At 36.2% G+C, this 18,365-nt stretch carries 16 protein-coding genes; all 16 read left to right on the plus strand.

The genetic code is table 11. The features are described from left to right. Positions 1 to 338: 338 nt before the first annotated feature. Complete coding sequence (locus ACQV2X_RS07840; protein WP_428874445.1) at positions 339 to 1,037, plus strand: response regulator transcription factor; 699 nt, start codon at positions 339 to 341, stop codon at positions 1,035 to 1,037. A gap of 138 nt (positions 1,038 to 1,175) precedes the next feature. Then, positions 1,176 to 2,102 (plus strand): ABC transporter ATP-binding protein, encoded by a 927-nt coding sequence (locus ACQV2X_RS07845; RefSeq protein WP_428894399.1) that lies wholly within the window; start codon positions 1,176 to 1,178, stop codon positions 2,100 to 2,102. Further along, positions 2,095 to 2,964: a hypothetical protein gene (locus ACQV2X_RS07850; protein WP_428875449.1), complete on the plus strand. Its 870-nt coding sequence runs from the start codon at positions 2,095 to 2,097 to the stop codon at positions 2,962 to 2,964. Before ACQV2X_RS07845 ends, ACQV2X_RS07850 begins: the two co-directional genes overlap by 8 nt. A gap of 23 nt (positions 2,965 to 2,987) precedes the next feature. Next, on the plus strand, positions 2,988 to 3,959 hold the full coding sequence (locus ACQV2X_RS07855) for a sensor histidine kinase (protein WP_428875451.1): 972 nt from the start codon (positions 2,988 to 2,990) through the stop codon (positions 3,957 to 3,959). A gap of 113 nt (positions 3,960 to 4,072) precedes the next feature. Continuing rightward, positions 4,073 to 4,681 (plus strand): ATP-dependent Clp endopeptidase proteolytic subunit ClpP, encoded by a 609-nt coding sequence (gene clpP, locus ACQV2X_RS07860; protein WP_428876600.1) that lies wholly within the window; start codon positions 4,073 to 4,075, stop codon positions 4,679 to 4,681. Between the two features lie 158 nt (positions 4,682 to 4,839). Then, positions 4,840 to 5,100 (plus strand): autorepressor SdpR family transcription factor, encoded by a 261-nt coding sequence (locus ACQV2X_RS07865; RefSeq protein WP_428874450.1) that lies wholly within the window; start codon positions 4,840 to 4,842, stop codon positions 5,098 to 5,100. Between the two features lie 13 nt (positions 5,101 to 5,113). Beyond that, complete coding sequence (locus ACQV2X_RS07870) at positions 5,114 to 5,761, plus strand: SdpI family protein (RefSeq protein WP_428874451.1); 648 nt, start codon at positions 5,114 to 5,116, stop codon at positions 5,759 to 5,761. 285 nt (positions 5,762 to 6,046) lie between these two features. After that, positions 6,047 to 7,087, plus strand: coding sequence for a sugar-binding transcriptional regulator (locus tag ACQV2X_RS07875; RefSeq protein WP_428875455.1), 1,041 nt, complete (start codon positions 6,047 to 6,049; stop codon positions 7,085 to 7,087). A gap of 26 nt (positions 7,088 to 7,113) precedes the next feature. Next, entirely contained in the window at positions 7,114 to 8,112 is a 999-nt protein-coding gene (gap, locus tag ACQV2X_RS07880; protein WP_428874453.1) for a type I glyceraldehyde-3-phosphate dehydrogenase, read from the plus strand. Between the two features lie 64 nt (positions 8,113 to 8,176). Beyond that, entirely contained in the window at positions 8,177 to 9,373 is a 1,197-nt protein-coding gene (locus tag ACQV2X_RS07885; protein WP_428874454.1) for a phosphoglycerate kinase, read from the plus strand. 18 nt (positions 9,374 to 9,391) lie between these two features. After that, positions 9,392 to 10,150 carry a triose-phosphate isomerase gene (gene tpiA / locus ACQV2X_RS07890; RefSeq protein WP_428874455.1) on the plus strand — a complete coding sequence of 253 codons (759 nt, stop codon included), beginning with the start codon at positions 9,392 to 9,394 and terminating at the stop codon, positions 10,148 to 10,150. Continuing rightward, positions 10,150 to 11,667 carry a 2,3-bisphosphoglycerate-independent phosphoglycerate mutase gene (gene gpmI, locus ACQV2X_RS07895; protein WP_428874456.1) on the plus strand — a complete coding sequence of 506 codons (1,518 nt, stop codon included), beginning with the start codon at positions 10,150 to 10,152 and terminating at the stop codon, positions 11,665 to 11,667. Before tpiA ends, gpmI begins: the two co-directional genes overlap by 1 nt. A gap of 87 nt (positions 11,668 to 11,754) precedes the next feature. Beyond that, positions 11,755 to 13,059: a phosphopyruvate hydratase gene (eno, locus tag ACQV2X_RS07900; RefSeq protein WP_428874457.1), complete on the plus strand. Its 1,305-nt coding sequence runs from the start codon at positions 11,755 to 11,757 to the stop codon at positions 13,057 to 13,059. Between the two features lie 148 nt (positions 13,060 to 13,207). Continuing rightward, positions 13,208 to 13,615 (plus strand): MarR family winged helix-turn-helix transcriptional regulator, encoded by a 408-nt coding sequence (locus tag ACQV2X_RS07905; protein ID WP_428874458.1) that lies wholly within the window; start codon positions 13,208 to 13,210, stop codon positions 13,613 to 13,615. A gap of 14 nt (positions 13,616 to 13,629) precedes the next feature. Next, on the plus strand, positions 13,630 to 14,268 hold the full coding sequence (locus ACQV2X_RS07910) for a nitroreductase family protein (RefSeq protein ID WP_428874459.1): 639 nt from the start codon (positions 13,630 to 13,632) through the stop codon (positions 14,266 to 14,268). 547 nt (positions 14,269 to 14,815) lie between these two features. Beyond that, on the plus strand, positions 14,816 to 18,365 hold a 3,550-nt coding region (locus tag ACQV2X_RS07915), incomplete at its 3' end, for a Rib/alpha-like domain-containing protein (protein ID WP_428874460.1).

Consider the following 18,365-nt stretch of genomic DNA (forward strand, 5'->3'; position numbering starts at 1 on the left):
TCTTTTATAGTGAGTAATGTTCGTATATCATGAGTCCTGGCACAGAGTCCTTTCTTTTTTAGTTACCACTTTTAATAGATTGGACTTCTGTGTTTTTATGTACCAAAAAATAGGGTGGAAGGAAGAATTTTTCTTCCATCCACCCTATTTATTATAGAATCTTTTTAAATCAAGTTAAGCTTTTTTTAAATATAATTTTTCAGTTTATATGGAATGTATTTTTAATTTGGATGATCTTTCGAAATATATCTTTCTCGTATATGGGGAAAAGAATCAGTTATATTTTTTTGGACCAATATTTTAGTTTTTTGATATACTATTTAAAAAGGAGTGAACTTATGGTATCGATATTAGTTGTTGAAGATGATACTCAAATTAGCAAAATGTTAGTAGAAGCATTAACAATTGAAGGATATTCAGTGACTCCTGCTTACTCAGGGAGCGAAGGTCAACTTTTATTCGAGCAATCAAGTTTTGATCTAATACTATTAGATTTAATGTTACCAGGCCTCTCTGGTTTAGACCTACTCAAAATAATTCGCCGGGAAAAATCCATTCCGGTGATTGTTATTTCAGCTAAAGAACAAGTTGATGATAAGGTAGAAATTTTACAAGCTGGAGCAGATGACTACTTGGTGAAGCCATTTGATCTTAAAGAGTTAAAAGCTCGTATTCAAGTATGCCTTAAACGCTATCAAACTAGTTTAGAGGAAAAAACATCGAATAAGAGATTGAATTTCGAAGGGTTAATGATTGATTTAGAGACCCAAGCAATTAATTATCAAGGGCAGGAATTAAATTTAACGCCTCAAGAAAGAAGGATCTTAGAATTATTATTAAGTCAACCAAAGAAGGTTTTCTCAAAGCTTGAAATTTATGAATATGCGTGGGGGGCAAATTATTTGGCAGATGATAAGACATTAACCGTTCATGTATCAAATTTACGTAAGAAATTAGACCAAATAAGTAAAAGACCTTGGATTGAAACGGTTTGGGGAATTGGTTTCCGTTTGATTTCGCTGAAAAATAAAAAGTAGTTAAATTGTATTGAATATTTCAATTTCTTTTATTTTCTTTCATGCTTTTATCTTAACCTTTTCTTAGTACTTTCTTTGTTTTTCCTTTGCCATTATATTTTTGAAGGAGTCTATAATATAGATAACAAAGGAGGAAAGATGATGGAAAGCATTCTTAAAAGTGAAAATTTATGTAAAGCGTATAACAATCAGTTTGCATTGAATAATGTCAGTATGAATGTTCAATCGGGTGATATCTATGGTCTGATTGGTCGTAATGGAGCTGGTAAAACAACCTTAATGAAGATCATTAATCGTCAGATTCTACCGACTAGTGGAAAGGTTTGGATTCAAGACCAAGAAATGGCTAAAAATGACCATTTTCAAGTAAGAATTGGCACTTTAATTGAGGCGCCAGGACTTTATATGGGACTCACAGCTGGGCAAAACCTGGAACTAAAATGTAAATTGTATGGAATTCGCCGTGACAATTATATAGAAGAATTATTGAATTTAGTAGGCTTACCCATTAGTCAAGTTAAGAAAAAGAAAGTTAAAAAATTTTCATTGGGTATGAAACAGCGATTAGGTCTTGCTTTAGCTTTAGTAGGAGATCCGGATCTTTTGTTGTTAGATGAACCTACCAACGGAATGGATCCGCAGGGAATTAGTGAGTTCCGCGAGACGATTCTTAAATTGAATAGCGAGCGTCATATTACGGTTGTGATATCTAGTCATATTTTGGGTGAATTGGCGAAACTCACGACTCGAATTGGTATTATTAATGAAGGTACCTTATTAAAAGAAGCAGATATGGAGGAATTAAATCAGATTAATCAAGATTTTATTTGGATTAAGGGTGGCGATCAGGCTCAAATAATGGCACATTTACAAGAAAAATTAGATCTTCAGCAAATTAAGCAAGTGAGCGATTCTGAACTGCGTGTATATGAACACTTAGATAATCCGTCAGTCATTAGCCATGAATTAATTCGCTCAGGCATTCTTTTTGAACAATTGGTAGTTGAGCGAGCGAGCTTAGAAGATTATTTTATCCGCTTAACAGGAGGTCACAACAATGGTTAATTTTATTCGCTTTGATTCCTATAAGTTGTTGCACATGAAGGCTACTTGGATTACGTTATTGATCCTTTCGTTGATATTCTCTTTACTAACTTATGGCGGCTATGTAACAACACACAAATCTTACGAAGACTATCAACTATCAATGACTTCGAAAGAAACCAATGAAGAAGGCAATTTTAAGTTAGAAATAAAATCGATGCAAGAAGGAGAAATTTTAACAGAGGAAGAGTACGAAACAAGTATTCAAGAAGAAAAAAAAGCCTATCGTTTTTCCGATAGTCTAATTGCTAATTACAGTTTGAGCCTTCTTTTTGTTTATATACTTTCAGCTGTTTTTATTGAAAGTGATTTTTCTTCTGGCTATTTAAAAAATATGTTAGCTATTAAAGGGGCGAAATGGAAATGGATGACTTCTAAATTATTTGTCGCCTTGTTAATATTCTTCATATTTCAAGTTGTTTGTATTGCTTTTTCAGTTCTAATGGCCGGTGTGACAGGTCAATTAGAGTTGCCTATTTATTGGCAAGATCATTTAGCTTTACTATTGCCACAAGCTCTTATGTACCTTATTATTATGTCGGTGACAGTAACCTTAAGTTTATTGCTACAAAGTAAAGTGGCAATCATTGTCTTAGCTTGCCTAGTGGGAACAGGTTTTCACAATCAAATCATTGGATTTATAGGGGATATTGTTGGTTTGGATCTTACAAAACAATTATTCTCCAATAAGCTAATGTCAATGGGCCCAAATTATTCAGAGCAAGCCATGTCAGTGGTAAGTATGGGTGTTGTATACCTATTGGTACTTTATCTCTTGAATAGGTGGTATATTTATCGAATAGACTTTAAGTTTGAACATTAGAGCATAGAAAGTAGGGACCGTCAATGATATATTTTTTATTGATTTTGATAATTCTAGCTATAGTTGGTTATCATTATTACTATCGGCTCCAAGTTTCTGATTTGACGAAGCAATTAAAAGTTATCAGTAAATCCCCTACCAATCAATTACTGACACAAGAGATCTTTTCATCAGAAATGAATGAACTTGTTAAAAGGATAAACTTGGCATTAATTAAAGAAAGAAATATATATCGAGAATTACAAATTGAGCAACGTTCAAAGCAAGAATTAATGATTAATCTTTCCCATGATGTGAGGACACCTTTGACCTCACTCATGGGTTATCTTCAATTAATGGAAACCAGCGAGGATGAGAACGACAAGCAGCGTTATTTTCAAATTATCTATCAAAGAATTGATCATTTAAAAGATTTGTTGGATCGGCTTTTCTTATTGGAGAGGTTGCAAGATACAGAATTTGAGTACAAGAACGAAATAGTGAACTTAAATGAAATTATTACTCAGCATGTTTTGTCTTTCTATGATCAGTTGAAAACAGCTAATATTGAAGTTGAACTTGACTTATCGGACGGTAGTTTTTTAATTACATCGGATGTCAGACTGCTGAACCACGCGCTAGATAATTTAGTAAAAAATGTATTAGATCATGGCAAGGATTATTTAAAAATCAAATTGTCGGGCCATAAAATTGAGGAAGAATTAACAAATCTTAAGCATGAAGACTTAATAAATCAAACAAAACGAGAGGTCTTACCAGGTAATGCAAATGTCGTAAGAATTATTTATTGTAATCGACTTTCACATCCAATTAATGAAGATCCTAATACTTGGTTGAATCGCTTCTATCAAGCTAAAAACAAGCAGTCGAAAACAAAACAAAATACAGGTTTAGGCCTAAATATAATTAAAATAGTCATTGAGAAATTAGGCGGTCAAATTTATTTGGAAACAAAAGGGTCTGATATATTGATAAATCTCTATCTTACAATCTAATTAGCGAATGATTTCATGGAAAAATGGAAGAGCATAAAACTTGACCATTCTTGACCTAATCCGTTATACTATTGAAGTAAATTGAAAGGCTCAGATTAAAGGGAGGATATAGAATGAATTTAGTACCCACAGTAATAGAACAAACATCACGTGGTGAACGCGCTTATGATATTTATTCGCGCTTGTTAAAAGATCGAATTATTATGTTATCAGGTCCAGTGGATGACCACATGGCTAACTCAGTCATTGCCCAATTATTATTTTTAGATGCTCAAGATCCTGAGAAGGATATCTACCTTTATATCAATTCACCAGGAGGTAGTGTTACGGCTGGTTTGGCCATCTATGATACCATGAACTTTATCAAAGCGGACGTCCAAACGATCGTGATTGGATTAGCTGCATCAATGGGATCCGTCCTATTAGCAGCAGGAACCAAAGGCAAGCGCTTTGCCTTACCGAACGCTGAAGTAATGATTCATCAGCCTTTAGGTGGTGCTCAAGGCCAAGCCACTGAAATTGAAATTGCTGCACGCCATATTTTGAAGACGAGAACGCGCTTAAATGAAATTTTAAGTGAAGCGACTGGTCAACCTATTGAAGTGATTGAAAAGGATACCGACCGAGATAATTTTATGACGGCTGAAGAAGCGAAAGCTTATGGCTTAGTGGACGAAGTGATGGCCAATCGTAAGGATAAAAAGACTAAGAAAGATAAGTAATAAAAGGAAATATCCGTATCTTTTAAGTACTAGCAATGCGCTGGTACTTTTTTTGTGCCCTTAGATGAAGGCAGCATTGCATAATTTAAAAATACATGCTAAACTTATAATTAGATATTTAGCTAATTATCGAAATAAAAAGATGAGGAGGTGAACATTTGAGTGTTCAACTGCTTTTTAAAGCTTTAAGTGATCCCAATCGACGTAAAATTTTAGAATTACTCAGACCCGGCCCTTTAACTGCTGGGGAAATTGTCCGTCAATTTGAATCGGCAGGTTCTACTATTTCTAAACATCTCTCTATTTTAAAACAGGCTGATTTAGTGATTGATAAAAGAGAGGGACAGTTTATTTATTATGAATTAAATAGTTCCGTTTTAGATGGAGTCATTCAATGGTTAATGAATTTAGAAAAATAAAGGAGAGGATTTTATGACTAAAAACTTAACGAGGCATTACTATAAAAACTGGGTTCTTGTTTGTGTTTCTATTATTCTAGCGGGCTATTTCTTTATAAAAGCACCCGAAGTGATTCCTACACACTTTGATTTGGCAGGGAATGCTGATAATTATGGTCCTAAAATAAATCTTTTTAAGTTTCCTGCATTATTGGCTGGACTGAATCTTTTAGTAGAAGTATTGAAACGCATTGATCCAAAACGCGAAAATTATCGACGTTTTGAAAAGCATTTTTATTTAATCATTTTTGCTATGAATATTTATTTACTTAGCAGTCAAATAATTATAGGTGCCTATGGTTTAAACTGGCTCAACCAGATTCCTTCCTATTTAGAAGGAAGTTTAGGGCTACTATTTATTGTTTTAGGGAATTATATGCCAAAAATTAAATTTAATTATTTTATGGGCATACGTACCCCTTGGACATTAGCTGATGAAAAGGTGTGGTATCTTACCCACCGTTTAGCTGGAAAAATATTTGTTGTAATGGGAATCCTTATTTTATTAACCGTCTTCTTGCCGTTGACTATTAAAGAATGGAGTGTTCCTTTGATCACGTTAGGTGGCACTATGAGTGTCGTTGGAGCTTCCTATTGGTTGTATCGCAAACAACATCTTTAATGATTTTTTTATTTATGATAAGCAATCTAAATGTATGTTTTCATCATTTAGATTGTTTGTTTTTTGAACAAAGTCGAATGGAGTTACTATCGATAGTAATTAATGGGGTAAGATTAGCTTAGAAGATGAAGCAGTAGATTTCAAAGGACATAAAGCGCCCAGATTCAGAAAGTATATCCATTGTAATTTAAACCATGCAGTGTTAGAATGTTTTATGAAGAAAGATGAATAGCTTTTTTTCTTTTTATAAAACAAGGTCATTCAGCGACCAACAGGAGGCTTGGAATGGATTTGATTGATGAATTAGGTACAGTGGTACCAGAACTTGGTGAGATGTTAGACATTCGTCTTAATGTTTTAAAAGCTTTATCTAAGCATCAACTACGAATTGGTCGTAAAGCGTTAGCCAAACAAATTCATTTGTCCGAGCGAACTTTGAGAACTAATTTACAAGTATTGCGTGATCAAAGTCTGGTAGATGTAAGTCGTGCGGGGATACGTATTACGGATGAAGGACAAAGAGTAGGCCATCTCATTCAGCAGTTAAGGATGGGGCAGGACCGTTTACCGGAATACGAAGCAGCCTTAGCTAAAGAATTAAATATACAAAACTGCTGGGTAGTAGCTGGCGATGTAGATAGCGACTTTACAGTTTTTCAAATGCTTGCTGAAGCAGTTCAAACGATTCTAGGACAAGAATTACCGCAAGAAGCGGTTGTAGCTGTTACGGGAGGGTCCACTTTGGCTAATATGGGTCAACATTTTACTAAGGAACTATCGCAAAACAGACAATTATCCTTTGTGCCTAGCCGTGGTGGTATGGAAGGTTCTTTTCATATTCAATCTAATACGGTAGCTGGAATAATGGCTCATGAGACCCAAGCTGACTATGTTCCCTTGTATATTCCAGATCGTTTAACTGATCAGTTGAGTCAAGAGATTGTTAAGGATCCAACCATTAAAAAAGCCCTTGATTTAAGTCGATCAGCGGACTGTCTTTTATTAAGTGTGGGAGCCGCTCAAGTAATGTCAAAGCGAAGAAAACTAACTCCGCCACAAGAAAGAATACTTCTCGAAGGTCAAGCGGTAGGAGAAGCATTTGGCATTTTTTATGATGCAGAGGGAAAGGTTGTTTTTTCCATCCCTCGCTTAGGCTTACAACTTGAAGATGTCATTAAGTTTCCGTTATTATTAACCATAGTAGCAGGCCAACAAAAAGCACCTGCTACCCGAGCTTTCTACAAGATGATGCCAAAACAAACCTGGCTCATTTGTGATAAAAGTCTCGCTAAAGCTGTTTTAAATGGGGTTACCCAATTTAAATAAAATATCCTAAGGGGGAAATTATCAATATGTCAACAAAAATCGCAATCAATGGTTTCGGTCGTATTGGACGTTTAGCATTACGTCGTATTTTAGAAAAGGATTCAGATTTAGAAGTTGTTGCAATTAATGATTTAACAGATAACGAAGATTTAGCTTATTTATTAAAATATGACTCAGCGCAAGGTCGTTTTCCATACTCTGTCGAAGCTAAAGGTGATGTGATTGTTGTAGATGGTAAAGAGATTAAAGCCTTTGCTGAGCCAGATGCAGCGAAGTTACCATGGAAAGATTTAGGGGTTGAATTCGTCTTAGAATGTACTGGTTTTTACAATTCAGCAGAAAAGGCTCAAGCCCATATCGATGCAGGTGCTAAGCGTGTCCTAATCTCAGCACCCGCTAAGTCAGCTGAAACGAAGACAATTGTTTATGGTGTAAACCACGAAGTTCTAACAGCTGATGATGTGATTGTTTCAGCAGCTTCATGTACAACTAACTGCTTAGCTCCAATGGTCAATGTTTTACATAAAGAATTTGGTCTAAAATCTGCCCAAATGGTAACGGTTCATGCTTATACAGCAACTCAAAAATTACAAGATTCGCCAGGCGGACGTAAAAACCGTGCAGGAGCATTTTCAATTATTCCTGCTTCCACTGGAGCTGCTAAAGCAATCGGAAAAGTAATTCCTGAATTGAATGGTAAAATTGACGGTGCAGCTTTACGAGTTCCAACAATCACTGGTTCTTTAACTGAGGTATATGCAGTCTTAGACAAAGAAGTAACAGCTGAGGAAGTTAACGCAGCGATGAAGAAATATGAATCAGATGCTTTTGTCTATGAAGAAGATGAAATTGTTTCTGCAGACATTATTGGTTATCCAGCAGGATCTGTTTTTGATTCAACACTTACAAAAGTAATGGGTGAAGGCGACGATCAAATCGTTATGGCAGCCTCTTGGTATGATAATGAGTACGGCTTTACAGCGAACATGATTTCAACCTTAGAATATTTTGTTGAATTAAATTAATAAGACCCACACTAGCGGGGAAGCAAACGCGCTTCTCCGTTTTTTTCATAAAGGAGGAAGAAGAATGGCTAAAAAAACTATTAGAGACTTAAACCTTGAAAACAAAACCGTATTAGTACGTGTCGATTTTAACGTTCCGATGGATGGTAATAAGATTACAGACGATAATCGAATTGTAGCTGCTCTAGATACGATAAAGTATTTAATTGAGCATCAAGCCAAGGTTGTTTTATTTTCACATCTAGGTAAGATCAAATCGGCAGAGGATTTGGATAAAGCAGATCGTAACTTAAATCCTGTAGCAAATCGTTTATCTGAATTATTAGGACAAGAGGTTGTTTTTATTGATGAAACACGTGGCGAAAAATTAGAATTAGCGGTTAAAAATTTGCAAGAGGGTCAAGTATTGTTAGTTCAAAACACACGGTTTGAAGATGTAGAAGGGAAAAAGGAATCTGGGAATGATCCAGAACTTGGCAAGTATTGGGCAAGTCTAGGGGATCTATTTGTTAATGATGCATTTGGAACCGCACATCGTTCTCATGCATCGAATGTTGGTATTGCAGCGCATTTAGATTCAGCGGTCGGCTTCTTAATGGAAAAAGAAGTGAAATTCTTGAAAGAAGCGGTAGATCAGCCGGAACGTCCTTTTGTTGCTATATTAGGGGGAGCAAAAGTTTCTGATAAGATTAAAGTTATTGAGAATTTGTTAGATCGAGCTGATAAAGTAATTATCGGTGGAGGTATGGCGTATACCTTTTTCAAGGCAAAAGGCCTCGAAATTGGACAATCCATTTGTGAACCAGATCGCATCGAACTCGCTAAAGAAATTATGGAAAAAGCAGGCGATAAATTAGTGTTACCGGTTGATAATGTTGTGGCTAAAGAATTTAACAAGGATGCCGAAACTAAAGTGGTAGCTTCTGAAGAAATTCCTACAGACTACATGGGGATGGATATAGGGCCTCAGACAGTTGATTTGTTTGCTGAAACTTTAGCTGGCGCCAAAACTGTAGTGTGGAATGGGCCAATGGGTGTTTTTGAAATGGAAAAATTTGCACAGGGAACGATGGGAGTTTGTCAAGCCATTGCTAATTTAGAGAGTGCGACCACTATTGTAGGTGGAGGAGATTCTGCTGCAGCTGTTACTCAATTGGGTTATGAAGATAAGTTCACGCATATTTCTACCGGTGGAGGAGCCTCCTTATCTTATCTTGAGGAAGCCGAATTACCAGGCGTGGAGTCCATTGATAATCTATAATTAGAAAAGGAGAAAAATATGTCACGAAAACCAATTATTGCCGGAAACTGGAAAATGAATAAAACAGCTAAAGAATCACGTGGTTTTATTGAAAATGTCAAATTAGATATCCCTTCAAATGATTTAGTGGATGCAGTGATCGGAGCACCTGCTGTTTTCTTAGAAGCTATGACCGAAGCTGTACAGGGAACTGATTTACAAGTAGCTGCGCAAAATTGTTTTTGGGAAGATGAAGGCGCTTTTACGGGCGAAATCAGTCCCAAAACGCTAGCGGCTTTAGGTGTAGATTATGTGATCATTGGACATTCTGAGCGTCGTCAATATTTTCATGAAAGCAATGAAGAAATTAATCAAAAAGCTCATGCTATCTTTCGTAATGGAATGAAGCCGATTATTTGTTGCGGAGAAACGCTCGAAACCTACGAAGCAGGAAATGCTGAGGAATTTGTAGGCCAACAAATAACGGCAGCTTTAAAAGATTTAACGGAAGGTCAAGTACAATCATTGGTAATTGCGTATGAACCAATTTGGGCAATTGGGACGGGTAAATCAGCAACAAAAGATGATGCCCAAAAGATGTGTCATGCGATTCGTCAAGTAGTAGCAGAAAACTTTAACCAAGAGGTAGCTGATCAAGTACGTATTCAATATGGCGGGTCAGTTAAACCTGATAATATTGCAGAGTACCTAGCTTGTCCAGATGTAGACGGAGCATTAGTAGGCGGAGCGAGCCTACAACCTGAATCATTCTTAGCTTTATTGGAGGCGGTTAAATAATGGGAAAAGCACCTATTGCTTTAATTATTTTAGATGGCTTTGGTATTCGCGAGGAGACTTATGGGAATGCCGTTAAGGCGGCGCATAAACCCAACTTTGATCGTTATTGGCAGCAATTTCCCCATCAACAACTCAGAGCAGAAGGGGAAAATGTTGGTTTACCAGAAGGTCAAATGGGGAATTCTGAAGTAGGACATATGAATATTGGGGCTGGAAGAATTGTCTATCAATCCTTGACGCGAATAAATAAGTCCATTCAAGAGGGTAGTATAAAAAAGATTCCTGAACTCACCAAGGCCATCGAGCACGCTAAGCAAAATAATGGAGCATTGCATTTAATGGGCTTACTTTCTGACGGTGGGGTTCATTCACATATCAATCATCTCTTCGGTTTAATTGAGTTAGCTAAAGAAATGGATTTAAACAAAGTGTATATTCACGCTTTTCTAGATGGACGTGATGTTGGACCTCAATCCGGAATAGATTTTATAAGAGATACAGAAAGTTTTATTAAAGAAAAAGGAATTGGTGAAATTGCAACAGTCTCTGGACGCTACTATGCAATGGACCGTGATAAGCGTTGGGACCGCGTTAAATTAGCCTATGATGCCTTAGTTAGTGGCCAAGGACCGCAATATGCCTCTGCTGAAGCAGGAGTTCAGGCTTCTTATGATCAAGAAGTATATGATGAATTTGTTCAACCTTTTGTGGTGGATCCAGAAGGACACATTAAAGAAGGCGATAGCCTTATTTATTATAATTTCCGACCTGATCGTGCGATTCAACTATCAACAGCTTTAAGTAATCCGGCTTTTGACGGCTTTGACACATCGAATCGACCAGAAAACTTACAATTTGTAACATTTACTAAATATTCAAAAGATGTTCTAGCAGAAATCGCTTTCAAGAAAGTTGATTTAGTGAATACGATTGGCGAAGCGATAGCGAAAGCAGGCAAAACGCAGTTACGTATTGCAGAAACTGAGAAGTTTCCTCATGTCACTTTCTTTATGTCAGGTGGCCGTCATGAAACGTTTCCGGGAGAAGAACGTATTTTAATTCCTTCTCCTAAAGTAGCTACTTATGACTTAAAACCTGAAATGTCCGCTTACGAAGTCAAGGACGCATTGATAGATAAAATTAATGAAGATACGATTGATGCAATCATTCTTAATTTTGCTAATCCGGATATGGTTGGTCATTCAGGTATGTTAGAGCCAACCGTCAAAGCTATTGAAGCGGTCGATGAGTGCCTCGGTCAAATTGTCGATTTGATTTTAGAAAAAGAAGGTGTTGCAATCATTACAGCCGATCACGGCAATTCAGATGAAGTCATTACGTTAGAAGGTAAACCTATGACTGCTCATACTACCAATCCTGTACCAGTAATTGTTACGAAAGAAGGAATCTCGTTAAGAGAAGGTGGCATACTATCTGATTTAGCACCTACTATGCTTGACCTTTTAAAAATTGACCAACCAAGTGAGATGACTAGCCAAAGTTTAATTAAGCATTAATGGCAATTCATTGAATTTAATTTACTAAAACAATAGAATAAGATTGAGACGTTTAACCGTTTCAATCCAACAAAAGGAGCGAATAAAATGCCTTATATTACAGATGTTTACGCACGTGAAGTTCTTGACTCAAGAGGAAACCCAACAATTGAAGTAGAAGTTTATACCGAAAGTGGTGCCTTTGGACGCGGAATGGTCCCTTCAGGAGCATCTACTGGAGAACATGAAGCAGTAGAATTACGTGATGGAGATGCAACACGCTATGGTGGCAAAGGAGTTAGCCAAGCCGTTGATAACGTTAACCACTTTTTAGCCGAAGCCTTATTAGGGTTTGATGTATTGCAACAACAAGCTATTGATCAAATGATGATTGAAATGGATGGCACACCGAATAAAGGAAAACTCGGAGCAAACGCTATCTTAGGCGTATCTATTGCTGTGGCACGTGCAGCTGCTGATTATTTAGAAATACCTTTATACCAATACTTAGGTGGATTCAATACCAAAGAGTTACCAGTACCAATGATGAATATTGTTAATGGTGGCTCACACTCGGATGCTCCGATTGCTTTCCAAGAGTTTATGATTTTACCTGTTGGGGCTGAAAACTTTAAAGAAGCGTTACGTTGGGGCGCTGAAGTTTTCCATGCGCTAAAATCAATTCTCAAGGAACGTGGGTTAGAAACATCAGTAGGTGACGAGGGTGGTTTTGCGCCTCGCTTTGAAGGAACGGAAGACGGTGTAGAGATCATTCTTAAAGCGATTGAGAAAGCTGGCTACAAACCCGGTCAAGATATCTTCTTAGGCTTTGACTGTGCCGCTTCAGAATTTTACGTAGAGGGTGTTTATGATTATGCCAAATTTGAAGGAGAAGGCGGTAAAAAACGCTCAGCCCAAGAACAAGTTGACTACCTTGAAGAGTTAGTGAATAAATATCCAATCATTTCCATTGAAGATGGTATGGATGAAAATGACTGGGAGGGTTGGAAGTTACTAACTGAACGTTTAGGTGACAAAGTCCAATTAGTTGGAGATGATCTATTTGTGACCAACACTGAAATTCTTTCACGTGGTATTGAAGAAAGTGTGGGGAATTCCATTTTAATCAAAGTGAATCAAATTGGGACACTAACTGAGACATTTGATGCGATTGAAATGGCTAAGCGTGCAGGGTACACAGCAGTCATTTCTCACCGTTCAGGTGAAACGGAAGACTCCACTATTGCGGATATTGCAGTAGCAACCAATGCGGGTCAAATTAAGACAGGGTCTTTATCACGTACAGACCGTATTGCCAAATATAATCAATTATTGCGGATTGAAGATGAATTAAGTGAATTAGCACAATATAATGGCAAAAAAGTTTTCTATAATTTAAAAGATTTCAAATAAGATTGACAGAATAGATTAAAGCGCTCTCTAAGAATTTAGAGAGCGTTTTTTTGGTTAATAAAGGAGCATTTTATTTTAAAAAACAAACAAAACACTTTATAATTGACGAGTCAACTGTTGATTTATGAAATGAAAGAGGGAGGGTTTGGTGAGTCTAAGAGAAGTAAGTAGATTATTTTATCAATTAAAACTAGTTAACCAGGAGTTAATTAGTAAATTTGAAAAAGAAACGTCATTTAGTATAACGCGCTTTGAATTAATGATGTTTTTAAAAGAGCATGGTCCTTGTTGCCAAACTCGTCTACAAAAGGAATTAAAGATAGATCGTGCAGCTGTTACAAGACATTTAAGAATTCTTGAAGGAAAAAAATATGTGATCCGCAAAAGAAATAAAGAAAATAATCGTGAAGTGCTTGTAACAATTACCGATAAGGCGTTAAATGATTTGAATCGTTGCCAGCAGAGTCATTGTCAATCTGAGCAACAGAGGATTTTACCCCTATCTAAAGATGAAACACAGCGATTGATCGAATTATTAACCAAATTAATACAATAGAAAAGGAGAATAATATGTCCAACCACTTAGTCACTAATAATTTTTCAGAAATTACTTATGGAAGAAAGTCAATTCGTGCTTATGATGAGAAGTATAAAATAAGTCAGGAAGAAATGCTTGAAATGATTCAAGAAGCTACCACAGCTCCTTCATCCGTCAATATGCAACCATGGAGGTTTGTGGTGGTTGAAAGCCAAGAGCAAAAAGCCAAATTAAAACCACTTATTCGTTTTAATACGCTGCAAAATGACACTTCATCTGCTATGATATTAATATTTGGCGATATGCAGTGTTATGAACTCGGTGAAGAAATCTACAATCAAGCAGTCGAGGAAGGTAAAATGCCTGCTGAAACGAGAGATCAACAATTATCTGTCATTATTCCTTATTATAAAAGCTTTTCTAAACAAAAAATGAATGATGTTGTGAAAATTGATTCAAGTTTGGCAGCCATGCAATTAATGTTAGTGGCTCGTTCTCATGGTTATGATACCAATGCAATCGGTGGTTTTGAAGAGGACTTATTGGCTGAAGCTTTCGGTCTCGACAAAGAACGCTATGTACCGGTAATGATCCTATCAATTGGAAAGGCTAAAGATTCTGGTTATCCATCCGTACGCTTAGCCGCTGAAAAAATTACAGAATTTAAATAAGAAACGCTAAAAACTTAAAGAATTTATAAATTAAAGTTAAACGCCTCCTCTAGCGATGCTTATTGGCATCGCTAGAGGAGGCGTTTTAAGTTTTATTATTAACAAGTAATAATTATAAAAATGAAAGATATTAAACGCATTACTGTGATTCTCAACCACGTTTAAAAAATATAGATAATACTATTATTGTTATAAAGTTGAATTGAAGATCGATCTGCTTAGGATCAGATTACATATAGGATAAACATAGAAGTTCAGAAAAATAATACTTGGATATGAACTTTATTGTAAGGCAACCCTTTTAAAAAACTTAGTATAGAAAAGATGTGTAAAACTCCCAACTTATTACATAAATATAAAGGAATGAGGAAGCCATAATTTTTTTATTTTAAATTGATATATAATACAACCTATTTATAAATAAAATAATAATTATATAGCATTTGTTTGACTAAATCAAGGCGAATATTATAATATGTTCTTATAGTATTGTCGCTATACTTTAGAAAAGATGTCGCAATATTAAATTTTTTTTAGGAGTGATATTGTGGTCGGTAAGAATAATAAATTTTTGAAACAGAGGAAGTTTTCTAATAAAGATAACAAATATGCAATAAGAAAGTTTGCATTTGGATCTTGTTCTGTTTTAATCGCATCTTTTTTCATATTTGCAGGTGTAGGTCAAGATAGTGTTTATGCACAAAATATTACAGAAGAAACCTCAACAAGCGCGACGACAGAAGAAACAGCAGATAATTCATTAAACGAACAAAACGATTTAAACGAAGTAGTCACTTCTGAATTAACAAATAGTTCAGAAGATAAGATAACTAATGAAGAACTAGTTACCATTGAAGAAGTTATGACCTCAGAGGAAGCAACAGTCACAGGTGATGATACCACATTAAATGAACTTTCAAATGATGAATTAGAAGCGGAAAATACCGCTAAAAATGCAGCATTAGAAGCTGCTTTAGCTGCAAAAGAAGCTTCTAATGCTGCCGAAAAAGCTTCTGAAGCGACGAGTGTTATAGAAGCAGAAACCGCAGCGAACGAAGCTATTTCAGCTTTAAATAATGCTAAGGCAGAAGCAGGGATAGCCATCGAGGCAGCAAATATTGCTGGAACTACAAAAGCTTTAGCATTAGCAAAAGAAGCGAAAATCTCAGCAAAAGAAGCGGAAATCTCAGCAAATAAGGCTAAGTCTATAGTAGCGTCTATAAAAGAAGAAAAAGCTACAAACTTAGAAGCGAATAAAACTAGTTTAGAAGAAATAACAACTAGTATAGAAAATGAAACATTAGCGAATGAAAGTAGAACCTCTAATTCAGAGGCGACATCAATTAATGCACCTCAAGATAAAGCTTTATCTGCTCCGGAATCTTTTGCTACTTTAGCGAATCTTTTACCTGCTGATCAGAATGTGATCAGTATTGAAAACAAAATGTTAGATGGAGAATTTAATCTCAAATATCTAAAACACCATTTAAATGGTAGAACTTACGTAGATAATGCAGGAAATACAGGGATATATGATGGAGATAAAGAACTCATTAAATCCCAAGATAACCATCAGGTTAATGACAAACATTTGATTAATAATCAAGACTATCTAGTTGGGAACGTACCTTTATATATGCAATGGATGGATAGAGATGGTACTTTGTCACCTATTTATACATTTAAATCCAATGATAATGGTTATTTTGCAGTGAATCCAGGGATATTTAAAGTGGTCAATCCTGATGGAACAACAACGGACCACGAATTTCTTGGTAAGCAGTTAGAAACTGTATTATATTCAGCTTTTAAATATCGAATTTGGGCAGATCAAGATTGGTTAGTCAATAATAAGTATGATAATGTTCAAACAAGTAATGGTAACCCTGGACAATGGGGAGGTTATAGTCAGGGAATTAATGGTATATGGACACCAATTCTTCAAGATGTGGCAACGATGCAGATTCAAGATGTTGCTGTCGTTTTACAACCTAAAGATCAATTGACTCAGCATAATAAAGAAAAAGTAGTCGAAATTGATAAATTAGTAGGGGATATCAATCATGCAAATTACGCTAATGATAAGACAATTGTAGGAAATGTTTATTGGGAGGCAGATTATGCACCAGGAATCACCTCACAATATCCAGCCTATGAAGAAAAAACAGGTGATAAATTTGCTGAGGATATGACGGTTTATCTAACTATCCAAGATGTTTTGAATCCTAATAATAAGGTTACCTATAAGACAAAGACCAATCAATTTGGTGATTTTAAGTTCGATATAGCTAATGTAAGAGAGATGTTAGGAATTAAGCAAAGAAAAAATGCGTCTCTATGGCATCAAGTGATCATGAATATGTCGGTAGCTGATTCGCAAGGAAATCAGTTTGGTAAAGAAGTTTCTGTTTTTTCTAACTCCACTTTAGATGGACAATTCTATAATGGGAAAAACCTTAAATACGACACAGGGGGTCTTGATGCATCTGACTTTATCCTCGTTTCAAGATATGATTCTGAATTTAGGGACTTCTCGACTTCAAGCAAGCCGACAACAGCCTTGTTATATTCTCAAACGAATTCTTCTGGAAGGGATGAATTCAAAGGAGCTGGTTTCCAATTTGTACTAAGAAATACTATTCCAACAATAGACATTACTAATTATGACTCAACCGATAATTATGCAGCACCTGGCAATAAAGCGAATGCTGTTGTTACTGGAGCTGTGCCTGATGTTGAGTATATCGTTCGTTGGTATGAAGTTCCTGAAGATCCTACGAAATCTCCAAAATTAGTTCTTGAAGGAACCCCTTTTACTGTTGCAGCAAATGGAGTTTTCCCAGATCAAGCATTTGATGTACCTGCTAATTTGCCACGAGAAACAATGTATATTGCTCAATTAGAAACAGTAAATACGGGAAATATAATAGCGATTGATAATTTTTATGCGAGGTTAAAAAATGAAGCAGATACATTTGCTCCCGTTGCAACTGTTGAGAATATCAAAGTGGGAGAAACAGTTAACTTAATCGATAATGTGACTGTTCCTAACTATGATGGAAAACCAACATTTGAGGATATTACTCCTTTCGGTTCGATAGATAATACAAAACCTGGGGAATATACGGGTACGGTCAAAGTAACCTACCAAGACGGAAGTTCTGAAACTATTCAAGTACCTGTAGTGGTAACCGCTGTAGACGTTCCTCATGATTCAATTTATGAACCGAATGTAACTCCGGAGATAATTAAAGTAGGAGATACGATTGATTTAGCAGATAACGTAACTGTTCCAAACTATGTGCAGGATCCAAAGCATAGCGGTGTCCCTCTTTTTGAGGATGTGACGCCAGATGGAGTGATTGATAATACAACTCCTGGAGAATATACGGGTAAAGTTAAAGTGACTTATCCAGATAATACATTTGAAATTGTTGATGTGCCAGTGACTGTAATCGATAAAAAATCCGATGTATATGATCCAATGGTGGTACCAGAAGTAATTGAAATTGGACAAACTCCTAATTTAATAGATAATGTGACTGTTCCTTCATATATTCAAGATTCAAAATATCCAGGTGTCCCTACTTTTGAGGATGTGACGCCAGATGGAGTGATTGATAATACAACTCCTGGAGAATATACAGGTAAAGTTAGAGTAACTTATCCAGACGGAACATCCGAAATTGTTGATGTACCTGTTACCGTAAAAACTCCGGAAGCTTCACAAGCAGATGTTTTCGTTCCTCAAGTAACTCCTGAAATTATTGGGATAGGAGGAACACCCGATTTATTAGATAATGTTAGCATTCCAGATTATGTAGTGAATCCAAAATATCCTGGAGATATAATTTTTGAAGATGTGACTCCAGCTGGAACCATCGATAATACAACACCTGGCGGCTATATTGGACTTGTTAAAGTGACTTATCCAGATGGATCAATGGAAATCATCCAGGTACCGGTGACGGTGACTGCGCCAGAGATCCCTCAAAAAGAAGATTACGATCCAACGGTTAAGCCAGAGATCGTAGAAGTAGATGGCACGATTGATTTAACCGATAATGTCACGGTTCCAGACTATGTCGTAGACCCAG

It is taken from the genome of Facklamia sp. P12945, from assembly GCF_050409485.1.
GTDB lineage: Bacteria > Bacillota > Bacilli > Lactobacillales > Aerococcaceae > Facklamia.